The organism is Deinococcota bacterium (assembly GCA_030858465.1).
Lineage (GTDB): Bacteria > Deinococcota > Deinococci > Deinococcales > Trueperaceae > JALZLY01.
Genome location: JALZLY010000107.1, coordinates 1 through 24444, shown reverse-complemented (window position 1 = coordinate 24444; position 24444 = coordinate 1). Strand labels below are relative to the sequence as shown.

General features: G+C 64.6%; 22 protein-coding genes, 1 tRNA gene and 3 pseudogenes. 10 read left to right on the top strand and 16 right to left on the bottom strand.

All coding sequences use genetic code 11. The annotated features are described in order from the left end of the window. Nucleotides 1–42 precede the first annotated feature (42 nt). The 6 genes from M3498_05165 to ilvD all read right to left on the bottom strand — a co-directional run bounded on the left by M3498_05165 (nucleotide 43) and on the right by ilvD (nucleotide 7415). On the bottom strand, nucleotides 43–1233 hold the full coding sequence (locus tag M3498_05165) for an ABC transporter substrate-binding protein (GenBank protein MDQ3458682.1): 1191 nt from the start codon (nucleotides 1231–1233) through the stop codon (nucleotides 43–45). Nucleotides 1234–1401: 168 nt separating this feature from the next. Beyond that, nucleotides 1402–2193, bottom strand: a complete 792-nt coding sequence (locus tag M3498_05160; GenBank protein MDQ3458681.1) for an alpha/beta hydrolase — start codon at nucleotides 2191–2193, stop codon at nucleotides 1402–1404. After that, nucleotides 2190–3713 carry an AMP-binding protein gene (locus M3498_05155; protein ID MDQ3458680.1) on the bottom strand — a complete coding sequence of 508 codons (1524 nt, stop codon included), beginning with the start codon at nucleotides 3711–3713 and terminating at the stop codon, nucleotides 2190–2192. Before M3498_05155 ends, M3498_05160 begins: the two co-directional genes overlap by 4 nt. Continuing rightward, a complete protein-coding gene (locus M3498_05150) occupies nucleotides 3713–4735 on the bottom strand; it encodes a 3-oxoacyl-ACP synthase (GenBank protein MDQ3458679.1) in 1023 nt (340 codons plus the stop codon). Before M3498_05150 ends, M3498_05155 begins: the two co-directional genes overlap by 1 nt. After that, nucleotides 4735–5334 carry a TetR/AcrR family transcriptional regulator gene (locus M3498_05145; GenBank protein MDQ3458678.1) on the bottom strand — a complete coding sequence of 200 codons (600 nt, stop codon included), beginning with the start codon at nucleotides 5332–5334 and terminating at the stop codon, nucleotides 4735–4737. The genes M3498_05150 and M3498_05145 overlap by 1 nt, the downstream gene beginning before the upstream one ends. Before the next feature lie 386 nt (nucleotides 5335–5720). Then, nucleotides 5721–7415: a dihydroxy-acid dehydratase gene (gene ilvD / locus M3498_05140; protein MDQ3458677.1), complete on the bottom strand. Its 1695-nt coding sequence runs from the start codon at nucleotides 7413–7415 to the stop codon at nucleotides 5721–5723. A gap of 190 nt (nucleotides 7416–7605) precedes the next feature. On the opposite strand from ilvD, the gene M3498_05135 reads away from it, so the two are divergent. Beyond that, on the top strand, nucleotides 7606–8670 hold the full coding sequence (locus M3498_05135) for an AI-2E family transporter (GenBank protein MDQ3458676.1): 1065 nt from the start codon (nucleotides 7606–7608) through the stop codon (nucleotides 8668–8670). A 169-nt stretch (nucleotides 8671–8839) separates the two neighbouring features. Here the strand turns inward: M3498_05135 and M3498_05130 are convergent, their stop codons facing one another. Further along, nucleotides 8840–9322 carry a VOC family protein gene (locus tag M3498_05130; GenBank protein MDQ3458675.1) on the bottom strand — a complete coding sequence of 161 codons (483 nt, stop codon included), beginning with the start codon at nucleotides 9320–9322 and terminating at the stop codon, nucleotides 8840–8842. Between the two features lie 144 nt (nucleotides 9323–9466). Continuing rightward, on the bottom strand, nucleotides 9467–10066 hold the full coding sequence (wrbA, locus tag M3498_05125) for an NAD(P)H:quinone oxidoreductase (protein MDQ3458674.1): 600 nt from the start codon (nucleotides 10064–10066) through the stop codon (nucleotides 9467–9469). A gap of 120 nt (nucleotides 10067–10186) precedes the next feature. Here wrbA and M3498_05120 point away from each other — a divergent pair, with 120 nt between their 5' ends. Continuing rightward, on the top strand, nucleotides 10187–10513 hold the full coding sequence (locus M3498_05120; protein MDQ3458673.1) for a helix-turn-helix transcriptional regulator: 327 nt from the start codon (nucleotides 10187–10189) through the stop codon (nucleotides 10511–10513). Here the strand turns inward: M3498_05120 and M3498_05115 are convergent. The 3 genes from M3498_05115 to leuB all read right to left on the bottom strand — a co-directional run bounded on the left by M3498_05115 (nucleotide 10510) and on the right by leuB (nucleotide 14115). Then, nucleotides 10510–11610 carry an enolase gene (locus tag M3498_05115; protein MDQ3458672.1) on the bottom strand — a complete coding sequence of 367 codons (1101 nt, stop codon included), beginning with the start codon at nucleotides 11608–11610 and terminating at the stop codon, nucleotides 10510–10512. The genes M3498_05120 and M3498_05115 overlap by 4 nt on opposite strands. Before the next feature lie 187 nt (nucleotides 11611–11797). Further along, nucleotides 11798–12991: an aminotransferase class I/II-fold pyridoxal phosphate-dependent enzyme gene (locus M3498_05110; protein ID MDQ3458671.1), complete on the bottom strand. Its 1194-nt coding sequence runs from the start codon at nucleotides 12989–12991 to the stop codon at nucleotides 11798–11800. Nucleotides 12992–13041: 50 nt separating this feature from the next. Next, nucleotides 13042–14115, bottom strand: a complete 1074-nt coding sequence (gene leuB, locus M3498_05105; protein ID MDQ3458670.1) for a 3-isopropylmalate dehydrogenase — start codon at nucleotides 14113–14115, stop codon at nucleotides 13042–13044. A gap of 492 nt (nucleotides 14116–14607) precedes the next feature. On the opposite strand from leuB, the pseudogene M3498_05100 reads away from it, so the two are divergent. The 3 genes and pseudogenes from M3498_05100 to M3498_05090 all read left to right on the top strand — a co-directional run bounded on the left by M3498_05100 (nucleotide 14608) and on the right by M3498_05090 (nucleotide 18254). Then, nucleotides 14608–15960 (top strand): annotated as a pseudogene (locus M3498_05100) (helix-turn-helix domain-containing protein). Between the two features lie 30 nt (nucleotides 15961–15990). After that, nucleotides 15991–17910: pseudogene (gene uvrB / locus M3498_05095) on the top strand (excinuclease ABC subunit UvrB). 98 nt (nucleotides 17911–18008) lie between these two features. Further along, the gene (locus tag M3498_05090; protein MDQ3458669.1) at nucleotides 18009–18254 is read left to right on the top strand and encodes a hypothetical protein; all 246 of its coding nucleotides are present in this window, start codon (nucleotides 18009–18011) and stop codon (nucleotides 18252–18254) included. Here M3498_05090 and pth read toward each other — a convergent pair. The 4 genes from pth to M3498_05070 form a co-directional block, all read right to left on the bottom strand. Further along, the gene (gene pth, locus M3498_05085) at nucleotides 18229–18828 is read right to left on the bottom strand and encodes an aminoacyl-tRNA hydrolase (GenBank protein ID MDQ3458668.1); all 600 of its coding nucleotides are present in this window, start codon (nucleotides 18826–18828) and stop codon (nucleotides 18229–18231) included. The two genes, M3498_05090 and pth, sit on opposite strands and share 26 nt — an antisense overlap. A 31-nt stretch (nucleotides 18829–18859) precedes the next feature. Further along, nucleotides 18860–19498, bottom strand: a complete 639-nt coding sequence (locus tag M3498_05080) for a 50S ribosomal protein L25 (protein ID MDQ3458667.1) — start codon at nucleotides 19496–19498, stop codon at nucleotides 18860–18862. A 132-nt stretch (nucleotides 19499–19630) separates the two neighbouring features. Further along, nucleotides 19631–20569, bottom strand: a complete 939-nt coding sequence (locus M3498_05075; GenBank protein MDQ3458666.1) for a ribose-phosphate pyrophosphokinase — start codon at nucleotides 20567–20569, stop codon at nucleotides 19631–19633. 215 nt (nucleotides 20570–20784) lie between these two features. Further along, complete coding sequence (locus M3498_05070) at nucleotides 20785–21033, bottom strand: type II toxin-antitoxin system Phd/YefM family antitoxin (protein ID MDQ3458665.1); 249 nt, start codon at nucleotides 21031–21033, stop codon at nucleotides 20785–20787. A 235-nt stretch (nucleotides 21034–21268) separates the two neighbouring features. On the opposite strand from M3498_05070, the gene M3498_05065 reads away from it, so the two are divergent. The 5 genes and pseudogenes from M3498_05065 to M3498_05045 all read left to right on the top strand — a co-directional run bounded on the left by M3498_05065 (nucleotide 21269) and on the right by M3498_05045 (nucleotide 24232). Then, nucleotides 21269–22375 carry an IS4 family transposase gene (locus tag M3498_05065; GenBank protein MDQ3458664.1) on the top strand — a complete coding sequence of 369 codons (1107 nt, stop codon included), beginning with the start codon at nucleotides 21269–21271 and terminating at the stop codon, nucleotides 22373–22375. 75 nt (nucleotides 22376–22450) lie between these two features. After that, the gene (locus M3498_05060) at nucleotides 22451–22813 is read left to right on the top strand and encodes a type II toxin-antitoxin system RelE/ParE family toxin (GenBank protein MDQ3458663.1); all 363 of its coding nucleotides are present in this window, start codon (nucleotides 22451–22453) and stop codon (nucleotides 22811–22813) included. Then, the gene (locus tag M3498_05055; protein MDQ3458662.1) at nucleotides 22810–23418 is read left to right on the top strand and encodes a helix-turn-helix domain-containing protein; all 609 of its coding nucleotides are present in this window, start codon (nucleotides 22810–22812) and stop codon (nucleotides 23416–23418) included. The genes M3498_05060 and M3498_05055 overlap by 4 nt, the downstream gene beginning before the upstream one ends. Continuing rightward, nucleotides 23415–23858 (top strand): hypothetical protein, encoded by a 444-nt coding sequence (locus M3498_05050; GenBank protein MDQ3458661.1) that lies wholly within the window; start codon nucleotides 23415–23417, stop codon nucleotides 23856–23858. The genes M3498_05055 and M3498_05050 overlap by 4 nt, the downstream gene beginning before the upstream one ends. Nucleotides 23859–24007: 149 nt before the next feature. Further along, nucleotides 24008–24232, top strand: a pseudogene (locus tag M3498_05045) (tyrosine-type recombinase/integrase). 86 nt (nucleotides 24233–24318) lie between these two features. Here M3498_05045 and M3498_05040 read toward each other — a convergent pair. Continuing rightward, nucleotides 24319–24394 (bottom strand) — tRNA-Trp (locus M3498_05040). Between the last annotated feature and the right edge of the window lie 50 nt (nucleotides 24395–24444).

The window sequence follows — 24444 nt, the reverse complement described above, 5'->3', positions numbered from 1 at the left end:
GTTTAGGGTAGGGGCGCGGTGAACCGCGCCCCTACGGGTGACTTAACGGCAGCTCTGGAGCGGCGCGGTGGCCTGCTCGCTGGGATAGACGATCTCGCGGACGCCGCCCTGGTACTGGAAGACCAGCCACAGGTCTTCGCCGAAGCCCTGGTGCAGCGCGATCTCGGAAGGGCTGAACGACCACTCGCCCATCGGCGAGCGGAAGGTCATCGTCTGCATGGCCTCGATGACCGCGTCCTGGTCGGTGCTACCGGCAGCGTTGATGGCGTCGGCGTAGGACCAGAGCTGGGCGTAGGCGAGGGCCGCCATGTAGTTGTCGGGCTCGCCGCCGTAGCGGGCGCGGTAGGCCTCGCTAAAGGCCTGGGCTTCGGGCGTGAGCAGATTGGGCAGGAAGCCGATCAGGCCGGTCACGCACTCCGCCTCGGGCGAAGCGGCGAACTCGCTGGGCCAGCCGGGAGGGGCGCCGAAGATGTACTCGGGGCGGTAGCCGAGCTCGCGCACCTGCGCGATCAGGGGCACCACGTCGGGGTCGTAGCCGATCCAGTAGAGCATGTCGGCGTTCGTCGCCTGGGCCCGGCTGATCACCGCGCGGAAGTCGCCCGCGCCGCCCGTCAGGATGGACTGGAAGGGCTCGCGCAGGAGCACGTCGATGCCCTCGGCCTCGATGATGCTTTCGGCCCCCGCCGCGCCGGGGCCGCCGAAGGCGGAGTCCTCGTGAATGAGGGCCACGGTATCGACGCCCGTAGAGGCGATAAAGCCGGTGGCCGCTTCGACGTTGTGGTAGTCCCAGGGGTGGACGTGGAAAAACCAGGGCTCTTCGCCGAGCAGCTCCTCGATGCCGTCGAAGTCGTCCAGGCCGATGCCCGACACCGCCCCGCCGATCCAGGAGACGAGGGGCTGGAAGGTCCTGAAGGACTCGACCAGCGCCAAGGTCACGCCACTCGAGAAGCCCCCGGCGATAAACTCGACCTCGTCCTCGGTCATGAGCTTTTCAAAGGCGGCCAGGCCCACCGCGGCGTTGGCCTGGTCGTCCTCGATGATTATCTCCAGGGGCTCACCGAGGACGCCGCCCGCCGCGTTGATCTCCTCCAAGGCCAGCATGAAGCCCGCCTGCTGCGCCTGCCCGGTGCCCGCGGCGCCGCCCGTGAGTGGGCTCAGGACGCCGATCCTGACGGGCTGCGCGTAGGCGAGCGCAAGACCAAGCGTGGTTAGTAGGATCAAAAGCTTTTTCATATTTTGTCTCCTTAGTTTTAGAAGCAAGTTTTAAGGTTTCAAGGTTTCAAGGTTTCAAGGTTCGCGTATCGTCTTTCCAACCTTTCAACCTTTCAACTTTCCAACTTTCTAACCGCTCTTTCTAACCTTTCAACTTTCCAACTTTCCAACCGCCTTTTAATGCTCAGGTCATGTCGTCCCTCCCAGAAAGTCCTGCAAGATGGCGCCGAAGCGCGGCGGATCCTCGAGCTGCGGTGAGTGGCCGAGGCCGGCGAGGAGCTCGAGCCGGGCGTTCTCGTAGGCGGCGGCGGTCCCGCGCGCCACCTCCTCGCTGACGAGGTGAGGCAGGTCGCGCGTACCGCGCACGACCAGCACGGGACAAGTCACCTTGGCGACGCGCTCGCCGAGGTCGTAGCGCCCCAGGGCCCGGCCGTTCTCGGTGTAGGCCTCCGCTTGCATCTTGAGGGCGTCCTCTATGAGCGCCGGAAAGTAGGCGGGGTGGTTCTTGGCGATGGTCGGCCCGAGCGCCCCGGCCAGGCCCTCGCGGTTGCCCCTGAGGGCCTCGAGCGCGGGATAGAGCGCCTCGGGGTAGACGAAGCCGCCCGGCGGCGGCGAGGCGACCAGGACGAGACCGAGCAGCGTCCCCGGGTGAGCAGCGGCATAGACCTGCGCGACCGCGCCGCCCAAGGAGTGGCCCAGGAGGACGAAGGGCGGGAGCTCGAGGGCTTCCGCGAAGGCGCCCAGATAGCGCGCGTAGGCCTCGATGCTTATCGCCTCCGGCATCCTGTTAGAGTCGCCGAAGTTGGGCAGGTCGGGCGCGAGGACCCGCCAGCCTTTGGGAGGCTCCTCGAGCTGCTCGGTGAACCAGCCTTTGCTGGCGAAGTTGCCGTGGACCATCAGCAGCGGCCGTCCCTCGCCCGCCTGGTGGTAGGCCATGCGCAGGCCGCGAACCTCGGCGTAGCGGACGGGCAAGGGGCTCACCGCGTCCCCGCCCGGGCCCGGTTCTTTTCTGGCCGGTTCTTTTCTGGCCGGTTCTTTTCAAAGCCCTCGGCCAGCTCGCGCTTTAGAACCTTGCCCGCACCGCTCTTGGGCAGGCTCTCCAAGAAGACCACGTGCTTGGGCACCTTGTAGCGGGCCAGGCGCGTTTGCAGAAAAGCGCGGATCGCCTCGGCCGTCACCTCCACACCCGGCCGCAGGGCGAGCGCCGCCAGCCCGACCTCGCCCCAGGTGGCGTCGGGCACGCCGACCACCGCGCACTCCGAGACGCCCGCGTGGGCGTAGAGCGCCGTTTCGACCTCGGCGGGAAAGACGTTCTCGCCGCCCGAGATGAACATGTCCTTGCGCCGCCCGGCGATATAGAAAAAGCCCTCGTCGTCCTCTCTCGCCAGATCGCCCGTCCACAGCCAGCCGTCCTTTAGCGTCTCGCCGGTCGCCTCCGGCCGCTCGAAGTAGCCCGCGAAGAGGTGGGGGCCTCTCAGGGTGAGCTCGCCCACCTCGCCCTTTTGAGCGGGGCTGCCGTCCGCACGGCGAACCACCGCCTCGGCGCACAACATGGGCTTGCCGACCGAGTCCGGCCGCCTCTGCGCGCCATCTATGTCTATCGCAAAGCAGTTGACCCCCGCCTCGGTGAGGCCATAGCCCTGCTTGAAGCGCACCCCCTTGGCGGCAAAGGCGTCGCGCACGGGCGCAGGACAGGGCGCGCCGCCCGAAATCGCCCAACGCACCCCGCTCAGGTCGGCTCGAGCAAAGCCCGGGTGGTCGGCGAGCCCTTTGAACATGGTCGGCACCATGAAGAGCAAGGTGCAAGCCTGCTCCTGGACGAGCCTCAGATAGTCCCCCGTCTCGAACTGCTCCATGAGGACGACGCTGCCGCCCTGGTAGAGGAGCGGCAGGGTGAAGACGTTGACGGCCGCGTGAAAGGCCGGGGTCGCCTGGACGACCCGGTCGTCCTCGCGCAGACCCCAGGAGAGGACCGTGTTGACCGCGTTGTAAAAGCCCTGCCGGTAGGGCAGCATGGCACCCTTGGGCAGGCCGGTGGTGCCGCCCGTCAGGAGGATCATGTGGATGTCGTCTCCCCTCAGCGCGGGCGGCGGGGGCGGCGGAGGAGCGTCCCCCAGCCAGCCCTCATAGCCCCCCAAAGCAACCTTCGCCGCCACCTCGAGCCCGTCGGCCACCCCCGCGTGCGCCTCGCCGTAAACAAGAACGTTCGGCCGCAGGTAGCCGACGATCTCCCGCTGCTCAGCCGCCGCCAGCCGGTAGTTGAGCGGCGCGTAGACGAAGCCCAGCTTGGCCGCCGCCAGGATGAGGTCTAGGTGCGCGAGGTGGTTGAGGGCGAGGATGCTGACGCGGTCGCCTTTGCTGACGCCCGCTTCGGCGAGGCGACCCGCCAGCCGCGCCGCCCGGTCGTTCAGGTCGCGGTAGCTGTACCAGCGCCCGTCAAAAAGCACCGCCTCGCGCTGCGGCGTGAGGTCGGCGCGTTTGGCGGCGAGGTCGAAGACCATCAGCTCTCGCCCCACTTCAGGCAGAGCGCGTTCCAGACATAGCCGACGCCCGCCGCCACCAGGACCACCAGATCGCCCGGCTTGAGTTTGCCCTGCCCCTCGGCCAGCTTCAGGCTCAGGAACTGATCCACCTGGCCGAGGTGGCCGTAATCCGCGAGATAGATGGACTGGTCCTCGCTGAGGCCGAGTTCCTTCAAGAGATAGTCGTGCGCGCTCCGCTTGACGTGGAGCATGGCCAGGTAGCCAATGTCTGAAACCTGGTAACCCGAACGCGCGACGGCCTGCCGGACCACCTCGAGAAAGGTCGCCAGGGACTTGTGCTCGAGCCGCTCCTTCATCCCCGCCGGGTCGCCGACCCGGAGCCGGTAGTCGCCCACGTTCGCGGCGGTCAGCGGCGCTCTGGTGCCGCCTACGGGCACGAGCACGTCCAGCGAAAAGCTGCCGTCGGTGATGATGGCGGCGTCCAAGACCTCGTGGCCCCCCGCTCCCCGCTGCACCACCGCCGCCGCGCCCCCCGCGCCCAGGTTGAACATGAAGCGCAGCTTGGGATCGGTGAGGTCGATGAGGTCGCCGTTGCGGTAGCCGCCCGCCACCAGCACCGTGTTCACACGCGCGTCGGCGCGGATCAGGTCGCGCGCCTGCTTGAGCGCAAGAACACCGGTGCCGCACTTCTGGCCGAGGTCGTAGGCGTAGGCAGCGGTCGCGCCGAGGTCGTGCGCCAGCTTGATGCCCGCCGTCCACACCGGATAGTCCTTGTACTCCTCGGTGATGGAGATGACCACGTCGATCTCAACCGCGCCCACGCCCGCACGCGAGAGCGCCTCCCGCGCCGCAAAGACGCCCATCGCCGTGGGGTGATCTTCGGGGCCCGGCTTGGGCTTGGCGGTGAGGCCCAACTTGTCGGTCACCACCCAGCGCGGCAGCCCGCTCGCCGAGGCGATCTCGCCCGCGGTGATGCGCCCTTCGGGCACATAGACGCCGATGCCCGTCAGCCCGGCTCTGGTCCCCCTCGCCCGGTCCACTAGTCCCCCTCCGGCTCGAGCCCGTGGGCGATGAAGTCGAAGACGGCGCTGAGCTCGTCCTCGCTGGGCTCGCGCCCCTGCCAGATAGCGTAGCGCAGGCCCAAAAAGTGCGCGACGCCCATGAGCGCCCAGGCCTGCACGCTCGCGTCGCCGGCGCGAATCTGCCCCTTGACCTGCGCCCGCTCGAGGCCCGCGGTATAGGCCCCGGCCAGCGTCTCATAGTAGTCGCGGTAGATGGAGGCGTCCACAAACTGCGACTCCATCACCACCCGGTAGAGCTTGTCGTGCTCGAGGCTGAACCTGGCAAAGGCCCGAAAGCCCTCCCGCTCGACCTCGAGCCGGTCCTCTGTCCCCTCGGTCGCCACAGAAAGCGCGCGCCGGAGTTCGCGGCCCATTCCCCTGACGAGCTCGCGCAGGGCGTCCTCCTTGCCGGCGAAGTAGAGGTAGAAGGTGCCCTGCCCCACCCCCGCCCGCCGGGTGATCGAGGAGACCGAGGCGCCATGAAAGCCGCGCTCGCCGAATTCACCCTCGGCCGCCGCCAAAATCTTTTGACGCGTCGCCTCGCCACGCGCGGTTACAGGTTGAACCGCCTCCGCCACAACACCTCTTTCCCTGTCGAGGCTACGCTTGTGCAACTGTCAGGCAGCCTCAAATATGACAACTGATTCAGGTGTCACAAGTCTAGAGCAAACCGCTTGGCTTGTCAATCCTATGGCTCGGGCAGCAGGCTTTTATGATCAAACAGATACTGTCGAAGAGGCAGTCGCGGATCTCCCCTTCCCCTTCTCGCCGGATTAGGAACTAACTTACAAGAAGAGATCCTTGTAAGCCATACCCTCATGATAAAGGCCTGGCTCTGGCAAGAAAGTTGCTTTTAGAGCCCGTCTCAAAAATGTTTGCACGTGCTATGCGCGTCTAATCTTACTCGCTCTGTTCGCCCAAACCCCTTTTGGCCTCCGCCCAAAAGGGGTTCTTGAGATAGCTTCTAGTCGGTCACCGCTCCCTTCGAGGCGCTCGAGACCAGCTTGGCGTACTTCGCCAGGACGCCCTTGCTGTAGCGCGGCGTCGGCGTCACCCACTGCTCGCGGCGGCGCCCCAACTCGTCGTCGTCCACCTCGACCTCCAGGAGCCGGTGCTCCGCGTCGATGGTGACGCTGTCGCCCTCGTAGACCAGCGCCAGCGGCCCGCCCACGGCGGCCTCGGGGGCGACGTGGCCGACGACCAAGCCGTAGGTGCCGCCCGAGAAGCGGCCGTCGGTAATGAGCGCGACCGAGTCGCCCAAGCCCTTGCCGATGATGGCGCTCGTCGGCGAGAGCATCTCGCGCATGCCGGGGCCACCCTTGGGGCCTTCGTAGCGGATCACCAGCACGTCACCGGCTTTGATGCGGTCCGCCATGATGGCGTCCATTGCCTCCTCCTCGGAGTCGAAGACGCGAGCCGGCCCGGTGATCTTTGTGCTCTTCAAGCCGCTGATCTTGGCGACCGCGCCCTCGGGCGCCAGGTTGCCGCGGAGGATGGTCAGGTGGCCCTGCGCGTACTTGGGCCGGTCCATCGGCAAGACCACGTCCTGGCCCTCCGGGGGAGCGTCCGGCACGCCCTCGAGGGTTTCGGCGACGGTTTTGCCCGTGACCGTCATGCACTCGCCGTGTAGCAGGCCGGCGTTTAAGAGCCCCTTCATGACCAGCGGGATGCCGCCGACGCGGTGCAGGTCGGTGGCGACGTACTTGCCCGAGGGCTTTAAGTCGGCGATGTGCGGGGTGCGCTCCCTGATGCGCTCGAAGTCGTCCAGGCTCAGCTCCACCTCGGCGGCGTGGGCCAGGGCGAGCAGGTGCAAGACGGCGTTGGTCGAGCCGCCGACCGCCATCACCACGGCGATAGCGTTCTCAAAGGCCGCCTTGGTCATGATATCGCGCGGCTTGAGGTCGTCCTCGATGAGGCGCAGGAGCACCCGGCCGCTCTCGGCGGCGCTGTCCAGCTTTTCGCTGTCCTCGGCGGCCATGGTGGACGAGTAGGGTAGGCTCATGCCCATCGCCTCGATGGCGCTCGACATGGTGTTGGCGGTGTACATGCCGCCGCAGGAGCCCTTGCCGGGGCAGGCGCGCTTTTCGACCTCGCAGAATTCGGCCCTGGAGATGCGCCCCGCGCCGTACTCGCCGACGGCCTCAAAGGCGCTCACGATGGTCAGGTCGCGATCGCCAAAGCGGCCGGGCTTGATGGTGCCGCCATAGACGAAGATGGCGGGAATATCGAGCCGGGCCATGGCGATCATGGCGCCGGGCATGTTCTTGTCGCAGCCGCCCACGGCGATGACGCCGTCCATGCTCTGGCCGCGGCACACCGTTTCAATCGAGTCGGCGATAACCTCGCGGCTGACGAGCGAGCACTTCATGCCCTCGGTGCCCATCGAGATGCCGTCGCTGATGGTGATGGTGCCGAAGACCTGGGGCATGCCGCCGGTTTCCCGGATTGCCTTCATGGCGGCCTCGGACAGCTCGCCCAAACCGGTGTTGCAGGGCGTGATGGTGCTGTAGCCGTTGGCGACGCCGATAATGGGCTTCTTGAAGTCCTCATCGCCAAAGCCCACGGCGCGCATCATGGCGCGGTTGGGGGCGCGTTCAATGCCCTGGGTGACGACGCTGCTGCGGCGGTTGAGGCTGGCTTTCGTGGCGATCTTGCTCATGGTTTCCTCCACTGTCTCCTCCACTGTCTCCTCTGCTTGCCAGTTTACCCCGGCACCGCCTGAAGCTGACGAGATGCTCGGATGCTGTGAGATGCTGTGAGACGAATGCGTGCTCGAGCCCGAACCGCCGCCGCCCTTTGCGGGTAAGTTATGGATTGGAGCCTGTTGTCGGTCCGTGAGGAGGGTTGTCATGAGCGAAGTCAACCGAGACGAGTACCTGAGGCGGCTGATTTTGACCCTGGGCGTGATCCTGCTGGTGGTCGTTTTCGCGGTGATCTTGTGGCTGGCCGCGGAAGTCTTTCTGTACGCCTTTATCGGGCTCCTGTTGGCGGTCGCGCTGCGGGCCATCAGCCGGCCGCTCCACACCTACCTGCGGCTGCCCGACGCCGTCGCCGTGATCACGGCACTGGTCGTCGTCCTGGTGCTGTTGGGGCTCTTCGGCTGGTTCTACGCGCCTCGCGTCGCCGAGCAGGCCGCGCTGTTTGTCGAGAGCGTGCCGGAGGCGCTGTCTCAGCTCGAGGAGACCATCGGCGGCTTTCCGCTCGGCCGGACGCTGCTCGAGCAGATGCCCGAGCCACAAGACCTCGGCGAGGGCGTGGGTGGCGACATGCTTTCGCAGGTGGTGGGAACCGTCTCGACCACGGTCGGGGCAATCGTCAATACGGTGGTGGTTTCCTTCGTCGCGCTCTTTTTGGCCGTTCAACCCCGGCTCTACCGCGACGGCCTGATTCGCCTCTTTCCCAAGAACCGGCGCGCCAAGGCGGCCGAGGCCATCAGCATCAGCGTCGAGACGCTGCGCTCCTGGCTGCTCGGGCGCATCATCTCGATGGGCGCGGTAGCGGTTATGGTCACGGTGGGTCTCTGGTTGCTCGGCATGCCCCTGGCCATCTTTCTCGGCTTCCTGGCGGGTCTGCTCGACTTCGTGCCCTACCTGGGGCCCTTTGTAGCGGCCGTGCCCGCCGTCTTGCTGGCCTTTGCGCTGAGTCCGCTCGACGCCCTTTACGTGGCGCTGCTGTTTTTTGTCGTGCAGCAGATCGAGAGCTACCTCGTCACACCTCTCGTCCAGCACCAGACCGTCCACCTGCCGCCGGTCATCACCATCCTCGCCGTCTTGGTGATGGGCATCCTCTTCGGCCTCACCGGCATCATCGTGGCGACGCCGCTCATGGCGGTCATCCTGGTACTCGTCAAGCTGCTCTACGTCGAAGAGGTGCTGGGCGACCACATCGACATCAAGGCCAGGGACGGCGCTTGACGGCATTTGCCCTCGAGCGGCGCTTAACCCACTCAGCACGCCTGGCCCGCCGCTTACAATAGCGCGCCTCTGCGGCTGCCGCAGACGGTCGCCCGCCCGACGGCGGCCAGCACTCAGTGGCAATCAGTGGCAAGCTGCTCGTTGCGCTCTGTCCGCGCTCTGGCTGTCCCTATAGCGCCAGTTCGGCGAGGAGGCCGTCCCAGTCCAGCGGCTCGGTCCACATCACCAGGTTGCCCGCCTCGTCCTGGGGCCACGCTTGGCGCGGCCGGTCGGCGTAGAGCTCCAAGCCGTTGCCGTCGGGGTCACTCAGGTAGACCGCCTCGGAGACGCCGTGGTCGGCCGCGCCCGCCAGGGGATAGCCCGCCTCCAGGAGCCGCGCCACGAGCCGCGCCAGCTCGCGCCGCGTCGGCAATAAGATGGCGGCGTGGTAGAGGCCGCTGTGGCCTCGCGGCGGCGGCCCGCCGCCTTTGCTCTCCCAGGTGTTGAGCCCGATGTGGTGGTGGTAGCCTCCCGCCGCGAGAAAGGCCGCCGAGTCGCCGAAGCGGGTGGTCAGCTCGAAGCCCAGGAGGCCCTGGTAAAAGGCCAGCGCGCGCTCCAGGTCCGAGACCTTGAGGTGGACGTGGCCGATGGTGGTGTCGGGGTGTAGGCTCATAGTTGCAGTGTCTCAGTTGCAGTGTCTCATTGGAAAGAGCTTGAAACGGCGGGCAGCCCAAGAGCCACCCGCGCACTGTCCTTTTGTCTCTGGGGCCTTTTGTCTCTGGGGCCTTTTGTCTCTGGGGCTAGGTGCGCCTGGAGGTTAGCCGGCCAGCTTGTCCGCGTAGCCTACGATCATCTCCCCGAGATAGCGGGCGACCGCGGTTTCGTCGTCGCTGAACTCACCTTCACTGGCCAGGTAGCTCGCGCCGTAGGGCGAGCCGCCGCCCTCGGTCTTGGAGACGGCCTCGAGCCCGTAGCCGACAGGGACGATCAGCATACCCATGTGGTAGGCGAAGGTGCTCATGGTGAGAATGGTGCTCTCTTGACCGCCGTGGATGGTGGACGTGCCGGTATAGAAGCCGGCCAGTTTGCCGATCAGCTTGCCCTCGTTCCAGAGCGGCCCGGTCTGATCCAGAAAGTTTTTGAGCTGCGCCGTCATGTTGCCATAGCGCGTGCCCGAGCCGAAGACGACCGCGTCGGCCCAGACGAGGTCGTCGTTCGTCGCCTCGGGCACGTCGCGCTGCAAGTCGGCACCCGTCTTCATGCCGTCGTTCCCCTCGATAACATCGTTGGGAATGAGTTCTTTGACCTTGCGGACGCGCACGTCGGCGCCCTTGGCCTCGGCGGCCTCGGCGATGACCTTGGCCATCTTGTAGGCGTGTCCGTAGGTCGAGTAGTAGATGATGCTGAGCTTCGCCATTGTCTGCCTCCATCAGGTTCGCGAGCGTCGTGCCGCGCGAGGCGGGCTCGAGCTGGAATAATGTTATATGTAGTAGTACATAAAATAAAGTAATCCAAAAGACATGTTATACTAAGACAAATGCTGAACGAAAGCCTTACCTGCCCGGCCTACAAAGCCATCCAGGTTCTTCAGGAGAAGTGGACGCTGCACATCGTCAGCACGCTGCTCGAGGGTCCCAGGGGCTTCAACGAGCTCGGCCGCGAGATCGGCGGCTGCAACCCGAGCACCCTGGCGCAGCGCCTAGACCGCTTGGAGGCGCTCGGTCTGGTGGCCAAGACCGTGCACTCGACCATGCCGCCGCGCACCTCGTACAGGCTCACCGAGGCGGGCGTGGCGCTCGAGAGCGTGATCCACGCCATCCACGACTGGGCCAGCCACCACCTGAGCGCGGGGGTCGAAGTTTAGCCCGGGGGCGGATCGAAGCTTGCCGCGGCCAGCTTGTCCTCGTCGAGCGCCAGGCCGTCTAAGTCGGAGACCTCGAGATAGCCGTCCTTGAACGTCACCTTGCGGTTCATGACGTCGCTTGCCAGCTTGAGCGGAAAGCTCAGCTCGCAGGGGTGGGTGACGCCCTCGCGGCTAGCTAAGATAGCGCTGTGCAGGGTGCCCAGACCGCTGCTCGCCTGCGAGCCGATCATGGCGCAGCGGTCGGCCTCGCGGGCCATGCGCAGCATCCGAAGCGAGTCGCTGTAGCCGGTGCGGGCGGGCTTGACGTTCAGGATATCGAAGGTGTCGAGCTCGAGCTCGCGCCTGAGGTCGCGCACGGTAAAGCAGGACTCGTCGGCGATGATGGCCAGTATTCCTGCCGCCTTGAGCGCGGCGCGGGCCCGGAAGTGCTCGACGGGCAGCGGGGACTCTAAGTAGGCGAGGCCGAGCCTGGCGTAGTCCTCCAGGTCGCGCGCCGCGGTCTTGGGCTCCAGGGCCTCGTTGGCGTCGCCGTAGAGTATCACCGCCGCGCCGAACTCCGCGCCCAGCGCCGTCAGCACCCGCGCGTCGTGGCTCTTGTCCCGGCCCACCTTGACCTTGAGCACGCGCACGCCGCTCGCCACCACCTCCTTGGCCTCGGCGAGCAGGGTGGCGAGTTCGGCGATGCCCAGGAGGTAGCTTACCTGCACGCGCTCCTGGGGGCCGCGGTAGGTGTCGAAGAGCCGCCGGCCCTTGCTCCTGGCCCGCGCCTGGCAGAGAGCGATGTCCACAGCACCCCGGGCCGTGTTGTTGTTGACGACGCTCCTTAGGGCCGCCTCGACAGCCGTCCGGTCGTCCACGTCGAGGCCGATCAGCTTGGGCGCCAGGTGGTGTTTGACGATGGCGGCGATGCTCTCCAGCGTCTCGCCGTAGATGGTCGGCCGGGGCTGGGCCTCGGCGACGCCGGTGTGGCCGTCGTCGGTGCTGACGCGCACCAGGACGTGCTCGAGCGCCGTCAACTTGCTGCTCTTGCCCCAGCTCAGCTCGCCCTTCATGGGCAGGCGGAAGGGTTGGGTGGTGACGCTCGCGATCAGGGCCATAGCCTAACCTCGTAGTACCCGCACTAGCGGGGGCCTACGTACTAGGCTCACTAGAGCCGTCCTCGTGGACGTACTAGTGGCCCTACACTCGGGCGTGTCCAGGATCACGAAGCGCGGGCCAAGAGCCCCCAGCAGGCTGCTCTTGCCCACCCCCGTGAGCCCCACCAGGATGAGCAAGGGGGCCGCTTTACCGGCGTTCACCGAGGCTCCGGAGGCGCTCGCCCGCCTCTATGAGCGCCTCGTCGCGCTTGCAGAAGGCGAAGCGGACGAGGTGCTTGGCGAGGCCCTTGTGCGCGTCGCTGTAGAAAAAGCTCGGCGGGATCGCCCCCACCCCGGCCTCGGCCGGTAGGGCGGTGCAGAGCGCTATATCGTCCTCATAAGCGAGCGCCGAGGCGTCCGCCATCACGAAGTAGCTGCCCTGGGGCGCGAGCGGCCGAAAGGGCGTCTTCTCGAGCGCCCCCAGCAGCAGATCGCGCTTGCGCGCGTACAGCGCCCGGAGGCCTTGGTAGTAGCCCTCCTCGGCCGCGCGCCCCAGCATCTCCGCCGCCGCCACCTGCAGGGGTGTCGCCACCGCGAAGGGAATCCACTGATGGGCCATCCTGAGGGCGTGGACGAGTGGCGCGGGTCCGACCGCCCAGCCGATCTTCCAGCCCGTCACCGAAAAGGTCTTGCCGACGCTCGAGACCGTCAGCGTCCGCTCCCAGGCGCCCGGCCTGGCGGCGACGGACAGGTGCGGCTCAAAGGCGATGTGCTCGTAGACCTCGTCGCTGACGATGAGGGCGTCGTGCCCCTCGGCCAGGGCGATAATGGCGTCGAGCTCGCCCGGTGAGAACACCTTGCCGGTGGGGTTGTGCGGGCTGTTGACGATGATCAGCTTGGTCCTGGCGCCAAAGGCGGCCGCCAGCTCGTCCATGTCCAAAAGCCACGCCCCGTCCTCCTGGGGCCGCAGCGGCACGTATCTGGGCACGCCGCCCGCCATGGTGACGGCGGCGGGATAGGCGTCGTAGAAGGGTTCGATGACCACCACCTCGTCGCCGGGGTCGAGCAGAGCCTGCATGGCGGCAAAGAGCGCCTCGGTGGCGCCGACGGTGATCTGGATGTTCCGCGCGGGCCTGAGCTCGCGGCCCAGCACCGGGGCCAGCTTGGCGCGCAGGGCCGCTAGGAGCGTCGGCATTCCCGGCAAGGGCGCGTACTGCTGGTAGCCCCCGGCGGCGGCGCGCAGGGCCGAGAGCGCAAAGTCCGGCGGCTCGAAGTCGGGAAAGCCCTGGCCCAGGTTGATGGCGTCGTGCTCTTGCGCCAGGGCGGTGAAGCGGCTGAACACCGTCTCGCCGAAGCCCATGACGCGCCGGCTTGCAGGATTCGCTGAACTCGGTCTGGTCATCTAGACGATTCTACGTCAGGATGGTTAGGCTGACCTAGAGTCCTGACTGTTTAGGCTGCCGTCGTCGCGGCCAACACCTCTATGACCGCCTCGGTAAAGGCCGCCGTGTCCCTCGTCCCGCCCAGGTCCCGCGTCGGGTCGCTTGACAGCGCCTCCTGGACGGCGCGCTCGAGGGCGTCGGCGGCACCGGCCTGCTCGAGCGCGTAGCGCAGCATCATGGCGGCCGAGAGCATCGCCCCCACCGGGTTGGCGATCCCCTTGCCGGCGATGTCCGGCGCGGAGCCGTGGACGGGCTCGAACAGGCCCACGCCTTCGCCCAGGCTGGCCGAGGGCAGGAGCCCCAGCGAGCCGGGAATCACCGCCGCCAAGTCCGAGAGGATGTCGCCGAAGAGGTTGCCGGTCACCACCACGTCGAACTGCCTTGGGTCACGGACGACCTGCATGGCGGCGTTGTCGATGTAGAGGTGCTCGAGCCCCAACTGCGGGTATTCGCTCTCGCGGACGCCCACCACCACGTCGCGCCAGAACTGCGACACGTCCAAGACGTTGGCCTTGTCCACGTTTGTCACCGTGCCGGAGCGGCCCCTGGCGGCCTCGAAGGCGACGCGGGCGATGCGCTCGACCTCGTGCCGCTGATAGACCATCGTCGACAGGCCCTCGCCCTGGCGGTTGTACGACGGCTTGCCGAAGTAGATGCCGCCGGTCAGCTCGCGGATGATCAGCATGTCGGTGCCCCGAGCGACCTCGGCCTTGAGCGGGGAGAGGGGCTCGAGGCCGTTAAAGACCCTGACCGGGCGCAGGTTGCTGAAGACGCCCAGGTGTTTGCGCAAGGCCAGGAGGCCCGTCTCGCAGCGCTCCTCACGGGGCAGAGCGTCCCATTTGGGCCCGCCGATGGCGCCTAAAAAGACGGCGTCGGCCCCTGCCAGCCCTTCCTTGAGCCCTTCGGGAAAGGGTACGCCGACTTCGTCGATGGCCGCGCCGCCAAAAGGGTGGGTCTGGTATTCCAGGCCGAAACCGAAGCGCCCGGCGGCCGCCTCCAAGACCGTCAGGGCGGCGTCCACGACCTCCGGGCCGACGCCGTCGCCGGGCAGGACTGCAAGCTTATACGTTATCGGGGTTTCCATAACGCATTCTTTCATACCTCGAGGGCCACAGCTCGAGAATCGAGGCGCAACGCCCCTTGATTTCGACGGTGAGGTGCAGCGGTGCGTATTTCAGGCATTCGAGCCGCCCACCCGGCCCTCAAAATCCCGACATGGTTCGACCGGTAGTGGGAGTAGACTACAAGTATGCCGCTCACGATCCATTCTCCCTTTTCGCCCAAGGGCGACCAGCCCCAGGCCATTCAACAACTCACCGAAGGTCTTTCGGACGGCCTGCGCTTCCAGACGCTCCTGGGCGCGACGGGAACGGGAAAGAGCGTTGCCTGGGACGAACCCGTCACGGTGCATCTGGGCGCCGACCGCTACTATCGCGGCACGATTGGCGCACTTATCGACCACGCCTTGGGAGACACACAGACAGAAGCATCGCTCGAGCTCCCCCCACCCGAAGCCTGGCGCGTCCTGGCCTGGGATGCGGAGAGCGGGGCTACGGGCTGGCAGACGGTTACGGCCATGAGCCGCCACGCCAGCCCTGAGGAACTCTACGCCTTGCGAACCGCTTGCGGGCGTGAGGTGACGGTGACGGGAGACCACAGCGTCTGGGTCTTGCGGGAGGGGTCGCTCAGGCTGCTTCCGACCTCGGAGGTGAAAGCCGGCGACGCCCTGCCGGTGCCGGAGTCGGTTCCCGAACCGGAGGAGCCCGTGCGCCATCTCGATCTGCTCGCTTTGCTCGAGCGGAGTTCCGGCATCTACGCCGATGTGCGTCCCGTTCTGTCCCAACTCGAGCCCGCTCAGCTCAAGGCGTGGGCTTCCGGGTTCTATGACAAGGCTCACGAAAAGCTGTGGGCCATGCGGCGCGGCTGCAAGGGTCACGGTGTCAGTCTGGCGGCCGCGACGGCGCTACTCGACGGAGAGGTCTTGCCCCTGGCGGCGATGCGGGTCCAGAGCAGGTATTACGCGAGGCCGGCGCTGCTCGAAATCTCGGAGGACCTGGCGCTCCTCTGGGGTCTCTATGTGGCTGAAGGGCACGCCGCGGCGCGCTATGCCCTTATCTCCGTTCGTGAAGAGGAGGTCCAGCTTGAACTGGCGAGGTGCTTGCGCGCGCTCGAGATCCCCTTTTTCAGAAGGCAAGACGGCGACTTCATTCTCGGGACGCGTATCTGGCGCGACCTGCTGCTAAACCTGATAGGCGGCAGGGCCGAGAGCAAGCATTTGCCCGCCTGCTGGCCGGCTCTCAGCAATACGGTGCTCGCCAGGCTCTTGCGCGGGTATTTCGAGGGTGACGGCGGCGTGGACCGCGGCGCCGTCACGGCCATGACCGCGAGCCGCGCGCTCGCTGCCGATGTCAGCGAGGCGCTGCTGCGCTTTGGCATCTGGGCGCGCATGCGCACGGTCGTCAAACGCAAGCCGAGCGGTGGGGTGGGTCAGTACTACCAGGTCACCCTTTCAGGTGCCGAGAACCTGGCGCGCTTTGCCGAGCATGTCGGCTTTGTCAGCCCGCGCAAGCAAGGGAAGCTGCAAGCAGCTTGCCACAAGCCCGCCAACACCCCCGCCAACACTAATGTCGACCTCGTTTACGGCGTAGGCCGACGCCTCAAGCTTGAACGTGAGAGGATGGGCTTGTCTCAGACCGCTTTGGCCGTTCGGTCGGGCTTGAGCCGAACGGCCGTTTCGGCCATCGAAGGGGGCAAACGCAGTCCTTCGCGAGGGGTGTTCCGCCGCCTGTGCGAGGCCCTGGAGGGAGACGACAAGAGCTTTACGGGCCTGGCCGGCGTTCACTGGTCTCCACTTGTTGCCGTCCAGCCCGTCAAGACTCGAAGCCGTTTCGTCTATGATTTCAGCGTCGAGGGCTACGAGACCTTCTTGACGGGTCGTGGGGGTGTTTTTGTTCACAACACTTACACCATGGCCAAGGTCATCGAGGCGGCCCAGCGGCCCGCCTTGGTCATGGCCCCCAACAAGATCTTGACCGCGCAGCTCGCCGCTGAGTTCAAGGACTTTTTTCCCGAGGCGGCGGTTGAGTTTTTCGTGTCCTACTACGACTACTACCAGCCCGAGGCCTATGTGCCGGCCCGCGACCTGTTCATCGAGAAGGACGCCAACATCAACTCCGAGCTCGAGAGATTGCGCCACTCGACCACGCGCAGCCTCTTGACCCGCAAGGACGTCATCGTGGTGGCCTCGGTCTCGGCCATCTACGGCCTCGGCTCGCCCAAGGAGTACCAGCGCCTCAATTTGATTCTCAAGGTCGGGGCGACGCTGTCGCGCGACGCGATTCTAGAGCGCCTGGTGACGCAGCAGTACGAGCGCAACGACATCGAACTGGCGGCGGGCCGCTTCAGGGCCAAGGGCGACACCATCGAGGTCTGGGCGGCCTACGATGAGGCGCCCCTCAGAATCGAGCTGTGGGGCGACGAGATCGACCGGCTCGCTATGGTCGATCCCGTCACCGGCGACAGCCTGAGCGAGCTGGAGGCCGCCACCATCTTCCCGGCCAAGCACTACGTGACGCCCTTCGACCAGTTGCAGCCCGCCCTCTTGCAGATCGAACACGACCTGGCGGAGCGGATCAAGTTCTTCGAGGGCACGGGCAAGCTCCTAGAGGCCCAGCGCATCAAGGAGCGCACCATGTACGACCTCGAGATGCTCCGCACCCTGGGCCACTGCGCGGGCATCGAGAACTACTCGATGTACCTAGACAAGCGCAAGCCGGGCGAGCCGCCGCACACGCTGCTCGACTACTTCCCCGAGGACTTCGTGGTCTTTTTGGACGAGTCGCACGTGATGGTCTCACAGCTTCGCGGCATGTACAACGGCGACCGGGCGCGCAAAGAGACCCTGGTGGATTACGGCTTCAGGCTGCCCGCCGCCTTGGAGAACCGTCCCCTCAAGGAGGACGAGTTTTTTGCTCGGGTGGGCCAGGTCGTCTTCGTCTCGGCCACGCCCGCCGACTTCGAGCGCCAGCGCTCGGACGCTATTGCCGAGCAGGTCATCCGTCCGACGGGGCTGGTGGACCCGGCCATCACCGTCAAGCCCTCGCGCGGCCAGATCGACGACCTCATCTTCGCCATCCGCGAGCGGGCGGGGAGAGGCGAGCGGGTGCTGGTCACCACGCTGACCAAGAAGATGAGCGAAGACCTGACCGAGTACTTCGCCCAGCAGGGCCTGCGGGTGCGCTACATGCACTCGGACATCGACACTTTGGAGCGCCAGGTCATCATCCGCGACCTCCGGCTGGGGCACTTCGACGTGCTGGTGGGCATCAACCTGCTGCGCGAAGGGCTCGATCTGCCCGAGGTCTCGCTCGTGGCGATCCTGGACGCCGACAAGTCCGGCTTCTTGCGCAGCGAGCGCTCGCTCATCCAGACCATCGGCCGGGCGGCCAGGAACGTGCGCGGCGAGGTCTTTCTCTACGCCGACGTGATGAGCGACGCCATGAACGCCGCCACCCTCGAGACCAACCGCCGCCGCGACAAGCAGCTCGCCTACAACGCTCTGCACGGCATCACCCCGGAGACGGTCAGCAAGCGGGTCCGCGAGGTCATCCGCAGCGCCGAGGGGGGCGAGGCGGAAGTCAAGGGGCTGGCGCCCTGGGAGCGGGAACTGGCGAGGAGCAGTATCCAAGAGGATATCAACGCCCTGCAGCTCGAGATGTGGAAGGCATCGGAAGACCTCGACTTCGAGCGCGCCGCCGCCATCCGCGACCGGGTGCGCGAGCTCGAGGCCCAGCTTGCCGGCCAGGACGTCAGGGTGGTGTCGCTGCCGGGGCAAAAGAAGGGTTCGGCTAGGTCAGGCCCACTAGGGCCCAAGGGCTAGTGCCCTTAACCTATAGGTCAGGCCCACTAGGGCCTAAGGGCTAGTGCCCTTAACCTAGGCAGGCTCACGCCGCTAAGGAGAAAGGAGAGAGGTGGGCGATGGATGTGGGGGAACTGCTGACGCGCGTCGATCAGGCCTGGAGCGAGATGACGGCCCTACTGGGCGACCAGGATTACCGCTACGGTCCACCCATCTTGCTCAAGTACGAGCTCGAGAAGTTGGGCGGCTGCATCCAGAGCGCCAAGGAGGGCGGCGACCCGAGCGAGTTGCAGCGCTGCCTGGACGAGCTGGTGAGCCATATCAAGCGGCTCAAGCTGCTCAGCGCTCCGGTTCCGGCACAGTAGCAGGCTCGGCAGCGGGCTCGGCAGCGGGCGCCGGGCGCAGGTCGAGGCCGTTGGTGCGGTTCATGGCTAGGCTCAGGCCCTCGCCGAGGGCGAGCCCTATGGCGCCCACCGCCGCTTCGATCACCTCGCCGAGCAGGGCCTCCTCTTCGGGCTTGAACCTGCTCAAGACCCAGCCCTCGACCGTCCAGGCGGGCGGCGGCCGGCCGATGCCCACCTTGAGGCGGTGAAAGTTCGGGCCTATGCGAGCGATGATGTCCTTGACGCCGCCCTGGCCCCCGGCGCCGCCGCCGCTGCGAAAGCGCAGGCGGCCCAGGGGCAGGTCGAGGTCGTCGTGAACCACCAGAATGGTTTCGGGTTTGGCGCCGAGCTTGCCGCTATAGGCCTGCACGGCGGCGCCTGAGAGGTTCATAAAGGTCCGCGGCTTTAGGAGGGTGACACCCAGCGCGAAAGCCCTCGCCTCCTCGGCTTGCCTGCCGCCGCGAAAGCTCAGGCCGTGACGCGCGGCCAGCGCCTCGAGCACCAAGAACCCGGCGTTGTGCCGAGTTCTGGCATAGCGCGGCCCGGGATTGCCCAGGCCGGCGACGAGGCGGAGTTGGGGCGAAACCTCAGTCGTTTTCGCCCTCCGCGCTTTCGCCCTCCTCGTCTTCCTTAGCGCGGCCGATGACTTCGGGCTCTTCCTCTTCCAGGATGGGCTCGGGCTCCTCCTCGATGCGCGGCGGCACCACGGCGACGAGCGTGAGCTCGAGGTCGTCCAGGATATCGGCCTCGGCGGGCAACTTGTTCCTGATGGCCTCCAGGTGCAGGGAGTCGCCGACGGTGAGCTCGCTCACATCGACCTCGAGGTGGTTGGGGATGAGCCTGGGCAGAATGCTGATATGCACCTCACGGCGCTGGATGTCCAACAGGCCGCCCGCCTTGACGCCCGCCGGGGTGCCGGTGTACTCGATGGGCACGTGGACCTGGACGGGCTGACCTGCCGTCACCGCGTAGAAGTCGGCATGCAGCGGCTCGCGGCGGCGCTTGTCCATCTGCACGCTCTTGACGAGCACGTCGTGGCTCTCGCCGCCGATCGACAGCTCGATGAGGCTGGCCGTGCCCTGTTCGCGAAAGACCCTGTCGAAGACCTTCTTGTCCACCGCGATGGGGATGTTGAACTCGCGGTTATAGACCACCGCGGGAATCCGGCCCTGCGCGCGAAGCTCCGCGCGGCTGGCGTCGGTGCGTTTTTGTGCCTCTAATTTCATATGGTCTCCTTGAAAAGTCGTTTGAAGGTTGGAAGGTTAAAAGCGGTTTGAAGGTTGGAAGGTTGGAAGCGGTTTGAAGGTTGGAAGGTTTTAACTTTCTAACTTTCTAACTTTCCAACTTTCCAACCGCCTCTAGGTAAACAGGGCGCTGACCGAGCCGTTGTCGTGGACGTTGCGGATGGCCGAGGCCAGGAGCTCCGCCACCGAGAGGACCTCGACGCGGTCGTGCCGCCTCCGAAACGGCACGGTATCGGTCACGACGACGCGCTCTATGGCGGTATGCGAGAGGCGCTCCAGGGCCGGCTGGACGAACACGGGGTGGGTGGCGACCACCTTCACGCCTTCTCTCGCGCCGAGCTTCAAGAGGGCCTCGATGCCCTTGGTCATGGTGCTGGCGGTCGAGATCATGTCGTCGATGATGATGGGCCGCAGTCCCTGGACCTCGCCGATCACGTGGGTCACCTCGGTCTCGGTCGGGCTGGTGCGCCGCTTGTAGAGCATGGCCAGGGGCAGGCCGAGGTGGTTGGCGAGCCGCTTGGCCTCGGTGGCGCGGCCGACATCGGGCGCGATGACCACTGAACCCGCGAGGTCTTCCTCCTTGAGGTGTTTGGCGAAGATGCCCATGGCGGTCAGGTGATCGACCGGCACGTCGAAAAAGCCCTGGATCTGCCCGGCGTGAAGGTCCACGGTGATGACCCGGTCGATGTTGACGGTCTCCAAGAGGTTGGCGACGAGCTTGGCGGTGATCGGCTCGCGCGCCTGCATCTTCTTGTCCTGGCGGGCGTAGCCGAAGTAAGGGATGACGGCGTTGACGCGCCAGGCCGAGGCGCGGCGCAAGGCGTCGCAGTAGACGAGGAGCTCCATCAGGTTGTGGTTCACGGGCGCCGAGGTGGACTGGACGATGTAGCAGTCCGCGCCCCGCACCGACTCGCCTATCTGCACCCGCGTCTCACCGTCGGGAAACTGCGAGGTGGCGCCGCGAGCAAGGTCCTGGTCCAGATGCCGGGCCACCGAACGGGCCAACTCCGGCGTCGCCGAGCCGGAAAATATCTTGAGTTCTTCGCCGATCACAGGGACACTCGCGATCGCCGCGCCGTTATAGGGATACGCACGTTCAACCTCGCCTCACGGGCTCAAATAGGGCGCTCGAGCCGGGCTCCAAAGCGCCAAAGCCGAGTATACACATTTGCGCCGGGTCCTGCAAAACAAGGCGACGCCAACGAATGCATCTACAACGAATGCCCTGACCGTACAGGTATAGGAAGTAGGGGATGCAGGCGCCGTCTTCACGGCGCTTTCTCGAGCGAGTCGTAGTAAGCCTTCACTGCCCCTAAGTCCAGCACGTCGTCGTCTTCAACCTCAGCGAGCGGAACACGTTCGCCATCATCCTCTTGTTTGGCTTGCCGCAACGTTAAAAGGTCCTGCGCGTCCTCAATCAGCGCTTGAAGCTCGAGGTACTCATCATAGGGCAGCACTGCGTACTCTCGCTCGCCGTCCCGCTCGATAAACGATGGCTGCAACTCTAACGTATTCATGGCTCCTCCAGTCTAGTAGGCATCCCTCTACCTTTTACCGAAAAGCTCCTCCACGAGCGTAACTCTATCCATCTCAAAATGCTTGGCGACATCTGACAAGATACCCGAGAGCGTGCCCACCCGCAGTGGGTCATGACTCGGTATAGTGACGTGGCGCTCTCCTCGCTGTGTGGTCGCTGACTACCGGGACAAAAGTTGACGAAAAAAGCCCAGCACGTCAAAATGCTGAGCTGGTATGTACAACTCAAAGGCTAACCTACTACGAGAGAAGCTACAAGAGGGCGGTTGGGAGATGCACGGAGCGAGGCTGAATTTCATCGCTCGTTTCGTAATGGCCTTGATCACGGTCAGAACAGTGAGTTTGGCGAGGCTGGCGAGTGTTCTCAACGCCGCTGTGGAGATTGCTTCAAACGAAAAGCGTATCAAGCGCTTTTTCGGCCCCATCGTCATCGAGGGCGACATGCTGGCTGGGTGCGTGTTGGCTTGGTTACCGAAAGAACACTACTTGCTCACTTTAGACCGCACGAACTGGAAGCTGGGAGGCGTCGATATCAATATCCTGATGGTAGGCGTAGCCTACGAGGGCAAAGTGCCCTGCAAAAGTGCCCTGCGGAGCGGGTACGCGGGTATGGCCTATCCTTTGCTGTGGACAGTGTTGCCGCATGCGGGCAACAGCGACACCCAGGAGCGTCTAGCACTGATCGACAGACTGCTCACGCTGCTAAGCCCAGAGCGGATCGAGGCCTTGGTAGCAGATCGTGAATTCATCGGGGAGGACTGCTACGGCGGACTCAAAGCACGAGGCATCGCCTTTGTCATGCGGCTCAAGAGTAATACGCGCATCGGTTCAAGAGGACGCTACCTCAGTGCCGACAGGCGCTATGGTCATCTCAAGCTCGGCGAGCCCTATGCCTCTCCGAGGCGCTGCTGGGTACTTGGATCCCGACTGTTTCTAGCCGCCACTCGCGCCCCTGATGGTGAACTGGTGGTCGTTGCCTGCACCGCACAACCCGAACTGGCCTTATCCCGTTACGCGCGGCGTTGGGACATAGAAACTCTTTTCGGCGCGCTAAAGCGCCGAGGCTTCAATCTTGAAGATACCCATCTCACCCAAGCTGAGCGCTTGAGCACGCTTCTAGCGCTACTGGCACTCGCCTTCACGTGGGCTTACCTGTTGGGGACATGGCTTCATGAGCAAAAACCTCTCAAGCTCAAAAAGCACGGCTATGCGCCAAAAAGCCTTTTCAGGCGCGGCTTCGAGTTACTATGCGCTGCCATTACTGCCGCTCCTAACGAAGCCAAGTACCCGCTGGAACTATGCCTTGAAGTTTTGTCCCCGTAGTCAGGGGTGATTGTTGCGCTTATCACTTAAAGGTGATATCTTATGATGCAACATAGCGAGAGGGCAGGCTGAACGTTGCCACAGCACTGGACTGTTAAAGATTACGAAGACGAAGACGGTACTGACCCTGTGGCTGACTTTATCCTGTCCCTCACGCCAGCGGAACGAGGCCGCGTGGCGACTAGGTTGCAAATTTTGCGGCAAGAGGGGCTGAATGCTAGAACGGAGTACATACATAAGGTGCGGGGCAAGCTGTGGGAACTTCGTTTCCCGAAGTCTCAGAACAACCCGCGCATCCTGTTCTGTGCCGTCATCGGTAGGCGAATCATCTTGTTGCACGGTTTCGCCAAGACCGGCAAAGCAACCGACAAGATACCCGAGCGCGAGATAGCGACGGCTGAAAGACGCATGGAAGCGTTCCTAGAAAGGGAAGGATGACGATGAGCAAACGGGTTAAGCGTGAAGGGCAGAACGTGATGGACTGGCTGAACGAATTGGTGGCGTCTGACCCCGAGTCTCAAAAGGCTTACGAAGATGAGATGCTGCGTCTTCGTCTGGCTAGCGCGCTTCGCAAAGCGCGTGAAGAGGCCGGAATGACGCAGGCGATGGTGGCCGACGAGATGGGGGTTAGGCAGAGTCTCATTTCCAAGCTCGAACGCCCTGACCATAACCACACGGTTGAAACGGCGCTCGCCTACCTGCAAGCGGTAGGGGCGAACCTCGTAGTGGCTGTCGCTACGGCTGAGGGACATAACCTCATTCCGGCAAGCGCGCTCGCTGAGGATGTGGTGTTGTTGCCCAAATTCGTTAGGGAAGAGGCCGAAGCACGGGGCATGAGCCTTCGGGAGCACGTGCTTTGTAGCCTCGCCCATCACGAGACGGCTCGAGAGATGACGAAAATGTTCAGCAGTGAACTCAAGGTGCATATGAGCGAGCTGCATAGTTGGGCAAGCTCTCGACACCCCCAAGCCGGTCGGATAACACACAATCCTGTTCTTGACCGCTTTGCCGAGAGGGCCAAACCCTATGCACAGGCCGCATGATGGCTACCGCTGAATCCAAGACACTACAGATCAGCCCTGAAGAGTACCGGGAGTTTCTCCAAGGGCTCGAGCTGAAGCAGGTCTACCTTAGCGCAGCAAAGATAAAGCGCTCGCGCACTCCTGACTTTGAAGCGCCTCTTCGTTATGGTCACGGGTTCGGGAAAAGCAAATATGGGCAGTTGGAAGACGGCTTTTCCGCCAGCTTCACCTTTCACGCCGTCTTGCTTGAAGAGGACATAGAGCAACCCTTTGGCGAGATTGACGTGACCTTCACGGCGGAATACAGCTCTGAACGCAAAATGACCAAGAAGATTTTTGAGGTCTTTGAAGAGCTTAACTTGCCTCTTAACCTGTACCCCTACGTGCGCGAATACGTTCACGCGGCGACCAGTCGAATGGGCATGCCTTCGCTCATTTTGCCGACGTTTAAGAGCGGATAATGGCAAACGGACCCAAGCAGAAAAACGGCGCGCTCAATTTGTCCTCACCCCAGGCGCTCAACAGCTACGTCTGGAGCATTTGCGATGTGTTGCGCCGCTCTAATTGCGCCGGGCGCTTCAGTACGTACCCGAGCTGTCTTGGATGCTCTTTTTACGACCTCCGCCATACCCACGCCACCCTGCTACTCAAGGCGGGTGTGCATCCCAAGATAGTGAGTGAGCGCTTAGGGCACTCGAATATCTCCCTCACCTTAGACACTTACAGCCATGTCTTGCCGGGTATGCAGGATGAAGCAGCGGATAAGCTTAACGCCATGCTCTTTAGTGGTGTTGGCCTTGGCTCGCTAGGGGCTAAGGATAGGGCTTATAATTAGCGGCACACATTTAGTGAAATAGTGAAAAGGCGTAGCCCCTACTTCTCGGCTACGCCTTCTTTTCTCGTCTCTGACGGTGTTTCTTGTGGCGGGCGCAGAAGGACTTGAACCCTCGACCTACGGTTTTGGAGACCGCCGCTCTACCAACTGAGCTATACGCCCACGCCTGAACGCGCAGGCAAGTATAGCAAGGCAGCGCCCGTTTGCCAAGC

Excerpts from the sequence above, each read along its gene's own strand:
- M3498_05135 (MDQ3458676.1), top strand. The coding sequence starts at position 7,606 with ATGAGCGAAGTCAACCGAGACGAGTACCTGAGGCGGCTGATTTTGACC.
- M3498_05155 (MDQ3458680.1), bottom strand. The coding sequence starts at position 3,713 with ATGGTCTTCGACCTCGCCGCCAAACGCGCCGACCTCACGCCGCAGCGC.
- M3498_05115 (MDQ3458672.1), bottom strand. The coding sequence starts at position 11,610 with ATGGCCCTGATCGCGAGCGTCACCACCCAACCCTTCCGCCTGCCCATG.
- M3498_05055 (MDQ3458662.1), top strand. The coding sequence starts at position 22,810 with ATGACGATGAGCAAACGGGTTAAGCGTGAAGGGCAGAACGTGATGGAC.
- M3498_05120 (MDQ3458673.1), top strand. The coding sequence starts at position 10,187 with ATGCTGAACGAAAGCCTTACCTGCCCGGCCTACAAAGCCATCCAGGTT.
- wrbA (MDQ3458674.1), bottom strand. The coding sequence starts at position 10,066 with ATGGCGAAGCTCAGCATCATCTACTACTCGACCTACGGACACGCCTAC.
- M3498_05090 (MDQ3458669.1), top strand. The coding sequence starts at position 18,009 with ATGGATGTGGGGGAACTGCTGACGCGCGTCGATCAGGCCTGGAGCGAG.
- M3498_05110 (MDQ3458671.1), bottom strand. The coding sequence starts at position 12,991 with ATGACCAGACCGAGTTCAGCGAATCCTGCAAGCCGGCGCGTCATGGGC.
- M3498_05130 (MDQ3458675.1), bottom strand. The coding sequence starts at position 9,322 with ATGAGCCTACACCCCGACACCACCATCGGCCACGTCCACCTCAAGGTC.
- M3498_05065 (MDQ3458664.1), top strand. The coding sequence starts at position 21,269 with ATGTACAACTCAAAGGCTAACCTACTACGAGAGAAGCTACAAGAGGGC.
- M3498_05070 (MDQ3458665.1), bottom strand. The coding sequence starts at position 21,033 with ATGAATACGTTAGAGTTGCAGCCATCGTTTATCGAGCGGGACGGCGAG.
- ilvD (MDQ3458677.1), bottom strand. The coding sequence starts at position 7,415 with ATGAGCAAGATCGCCACGAAAGCCAGCCTCAACCGCCGCAGCAGCGTC.
- M3498_05080 (MDQ3458667.1), bottom strand. The coding sequence starts at position 19,498 with ATGAAATTAGAGGCACAAAAACGCACCGACGCCAGCCGCGCGGAGCTT.
- M3498_05050 (MDQ3458661.1), top strand. The coding sequence starts at position 23,415 with ATGATGGCTACCGCTGAATCCAAGACACTACAGATCAGCCCTGAAGAG.
- leuB (MDQ3458670.1), bottom strand. The coding sequence starts at position 14,115 with ATGGAAACCCCGATAACGTATAAGCTTGCAGTCCTGCCCGGCGACGGC.
- M3498_05165 (MDQ3458682.1), bottom strand. The coding sequence starts at position 1,233 with ATGAAAAAGCTTTTGATCCTACTAACCACGCTTGGTCTTGCGCTCGCC.